Here is a 3,264-nt window from a genome sequence, read left to right as displayed (position 1 = left end):
ATGGAGCGCCGCATCGACCGGCTGGAGAACGCGCTGCGCGACGCGATGTCCCGCACGCGGGACAACAAGGGCCGCGAGGGCATCCGCGCCGCGATGGAGGAGCTGGACAAGCTGAGCGAGTACGTGGACGACGCCGCGCCCTACGGCACGGGCCTGCCGCCCCCTCCGGGCAACTACCCGGCGCCGCAGCCGCCCCCGCCGCCGGTGGTGCGGCCCATCGCGGACGCGCAGTTCCGCAGCCTCACCCAGGCGATGGTCCGCGAGGCCTTCCCGCGCGACAAGCTGCGGGTGCTGTCGCAGGTCGCCCCGAACGAGAACTTCCTCGTGTCCCACGTGCTGACCCTGCTGGGCCAGTTCCCCCACTCCAACGACAAGCTGGAGGTGGTGCGCGTGATGCGGCCCGCCCTGCTGGATCCGCAGAACGGCTTCGAGCTGTACCAGGCGTTCCCGTTCTCCTCGGACAAGCAGAAGCTGCAGGAGATCCTGGACAACGGCGGCCGTCGCTAGGCCGAGCGCTTCACCGTCGGGAGAGCGCGGCCCAGATGGACCGCGCCTCCGGCGAGTCCGCGGTCGCGTGGACGCTGGCCACCACGCGGCCTTCCGCATCCAGCGCCAGGACATAGGGCGTGCTGCTCGGGGCCAGTCCCAGGGCCTTCCGCATGTCGCCGTCCTTGTCCAGCCAGGTGTCCTCCCAGTACCCCTGCGGCACCTGGCCCTTCGCCTTGCCCCGCGCGGCGCCCTCGCTGATGAAGAACGGCAGCTTGAGGGTGATGAGCGACTGGCGGTGCACCGACTCCGGCACCTGCTGCTGATCCGCCACGGCGTACCACTGGCGCATCGCCTCGCCGGCGTTCTTGTCGGTGATGATGACCACCAGCGCGGGCCGGCCCTTCAGCTCCTCGCTCGTGTGCGCGCCGGCCTTCAGATCATTCGCGGAGAAGGCCGGCAGCGGCTCCCCCCGCGAGGGCAGCGCGAGCGCCCCCGGCGACAGCAGGAGCACGCTGGCCAGGCCCGCCCCCGTGAGTGTGGAACGTCCCCGCCGCGAGCGTCTGGGTTGGCATGCCATGACGTGTGAGGTGCGCATGCGGCGTACGGCTCCCTAGCAGCCGGGATGCCTGCGACCGGCAGCCTGCCTGCCCCCCAGGGAATCCAGTAGGGTCGGCCCCCCCTCCAACACCGGGAGTCCCCTGATGCGAATCTCTCCCCTTGTCCTGCTCCTGCTGCCCCTGAGCGGCGGCGCCGCGGTGAAGAACGTCTCCACCGTGGCGGAGCTCCAGGCCGCGCTCACCGCCGCCAAGGCCGGGGACGAGATCGTCCTCGCGAACGGCACGTACACGTTCAACGCGAACCTGAGCTGCGCGGCGGAGGGCACCCAGGCGCTGCCCATCACCGTGCGCGCCGCGAACCGCCACGCGGCCCTCATCCGCTTCAACGCGACGGAGGGCTTCAAGGTGTCCGGCCGGTACTGGACCTTCGACGGGCTCACCGTGGAGGGCATCTGCGCGAGCGACCCGAACTGCGAGCACGCCTTCCACGTCACCGGCCACGCGGAGGGCTTCGTGCTGCGCAACAGCCGCGTGCGCGACTTCAACGCCCAGCTCAAGGTGAACGCGGAGAAGAACGGCTCCGGCGTCTTCGAGATGCCCCACCGGGGGCTCATCGAGCGCAATGAGATCTACGACACCCGCCCGCGCGTGACGGGAACGCCCGTCACCAAGCTCAACATCGACACCGGTGACGACTGGGTGGTCCGCGACAACGAGCTGCACGACTTCGCCAGGCAGGGCGGCATCTCCTACGGCGCCTTCATGAAGAGCGGCGGCAAGCGCGGCCTCTTCGAGCGCAACCGCGTCGTCTGCACGAGGGACCAACCGGCCAGCGACACGCGCATCGGCCTGTCCTTCGGCGGTGGCGGGACGGGCGCCGCGTTCTGCGCGCCGGCCTTCGATCCGACCGTGCCGTGCACGACGGAGCACACGGACGGCGTGATTCGCAACAACATCGTCGCGAACTGCTCCGACGTCGCCGTCTACCTGAACAGGGCCACGAACACGCGCGTGCTGTTCAACACGTTCGTCGGCACGACGGGCGTGGACTTCCGCTTCGACACCAGCACCGGCGAGGCCCACGGCAACGTGCTGTCGTCGGTCATCCGCGGGAGGGACAGTGGCACCTTCACCGCGGGCACGAACCAGGTGAACGTGGCCACGGCCACCTTCGCGGCCTGGTACGTGGCGCCGCTCAAGGGAGACCTGACCCTCAAGGGTGACGTGTCGTCGCTCGTCGGCGCCGCCGCGCGGAATGCCTCGGTCCCGGACGACTTCTGCGCGCGGCCCCGGCCTTCGAGCGGGGCGTACACGCTGGGCGCGCTGGAGCATCCGCTGGGCAACTGCACGACGAGCACGACGGACGCAGGCACGGGCGGCACGGACGCAGGCACGGGCGGCACGGACGCAGGCACGGGCGGCACGGACGCAGGCACGGGCGGCACGGACGCAGGCACGGGCGGCACGGACGCAGGCACGGGCGGCGCGGACGCGGGCGTCGGCAACACGGATGCGGGCGTCGCGGACGCGGGCACGGGCGTCATCCCCGACGCGGGCTCGGGCCCGGAGAAGGAGCCGCCGGAGGACGACGAGGACGGCGGCGGCTGCAACGCCAGTCCGGGCCTGCTGCCCCTGCTCCTCACGCTGCTCGTGCCGCTGGGCCTGCGTCGCCGCGCCCGTCGCTAGCCTCTTCCCCGAGGGAACGTGGACCCTGACGGTCCCCGTTCCCGCCGGGCGGACGCTCAGAGCGCGGTGGAGACGAACAGGCCGGGACGGATGGCCAGGACGCCGCCCACGATGAACAGCAGCGACACCAGGGTGCCCACGAGGGGCAGCACGTACCCCGGCGGCGTGCGGCGGCGGTTCGCGGACAGGCAGCCCTGGATGGCGCCCACCGCGAGCACCATCATCACGATGTGGCCGATGAGCGCCGGGTAGTAGCCGCGCGTGACGAGCACCGCGATGCCCACGAGCACCTGCAGCTGGACGAAGCCGGAGTAGGACGCGCCGATGATGCGCCCCACCTTGTCGAACGGCCGCTTCGTGGCGACGCAGAAGGCGAAGTACGCGAGCGCGATGGCGCCGGCCAACAGCACCAGGTAGCGAAGCCCCGAGTGGAGATGGAAGAAGAAGGTCATGGACCGGGGGGTTTACCACCCACCGGGCGGGGCGCGACGTTTACGACGGGTCCGGCTGCGGCGTGCGCTTCGTGCTCGGG

At 71.3% G+C, this 3,264-nt stretch carries 4 protein-coding genes; 2 read left to right on the top strand and 2 right to left on the bottom strand.

Features of this window, described 5'->3' with window-relative positions; genetic code table 11:
* The coding region (locus tag D7V93_RS40785; RefSeq protein WP_120648395.1) for a proline and serine-rich protein 1 family protein at positions 1-507 on the top strand (507 nt) is incomplete at its 5' end.
* Between the two features lie 10 nt (positions 508-517).
* On the opposite strand, the gene D7V93_RS40780 is transcribed toward D7V93_RS40785, so the two are convergent.
* Positions 518-1,000 carry a hypothetical protein gene (locus D7V93_RS40780; protein ID WP_120648394.1) on the bottom strand — a complete coding sequence of 161 codons (483 nt, stop codon included), beginning with the start codon at positions 998-1,000 and terminating at the stop codon, positions 518-520.
* A 190-nt stretch (positions 1,001-1,190) separates the two neighbouring features.
* On the opposite strand from D7V93_RS40780, the gene D7V93_RS40775 reads away from it, so the two are divergent.
* Entirely contained in the window at positions 1,191-2,732 is a 1,542-nt protein-coding gene (locus D7V93_RS40775; protein ID WP_120648393.1) for a right-handed parallel beta-helix repeat-containing protein, read from the top strand.
* A gap of 56 nt (positions 2,733-2,788) precedes the next feature.
* Here the strand turns inward: D7V93_RS40775 and D7V93_RS40770 are convergent, their stop codons facing one another.
* The gene (locus tag D7V93_RS40770; RefSeq protein ID WP_120648392.1) at positions 2,789-3,184 is read right to left on the bottom strand and encodes a hypothetical protein; all 396 of its coding nucleotides are present in this window, start codon (positions 3,182-3,184) and stop codon (positions 2,789-2,791) included.
* Positions 3,185-3,264 lie beyond the last annotated feature (80 nt).

Source organism: Corallococcus llansteffanensis, assembly GCF_003612055.1.
GTDB lineage: Bacteria > Myxococcota > Myxococcia > Myxococcales > Myxococcaceae > Corallococcus > Corallococcus llansteffanensis.
The sequence above is the reverse complement of the archived record's forward strand: the minus strand, read 5'-3'. Positions and strand labels throughout refer to the sequence as shown.

Coding starts and splice junctions, on each gene's coding strand:
- D7V93_RS40775 (WP_120648393.1), top strand. CDS start 1,191: ATGCGAATCTCTCCCCTTGTCCTGCTCCTGCTGCCCCTGAGCGGCGGC.
- D7V93_RS40770 (WP_120648392.1), bottom strand. CDS start 3,184: ATGACCTTCTTCTTCCATCTCCACTCGGGGCTTCGCTACCTGGTGCTG.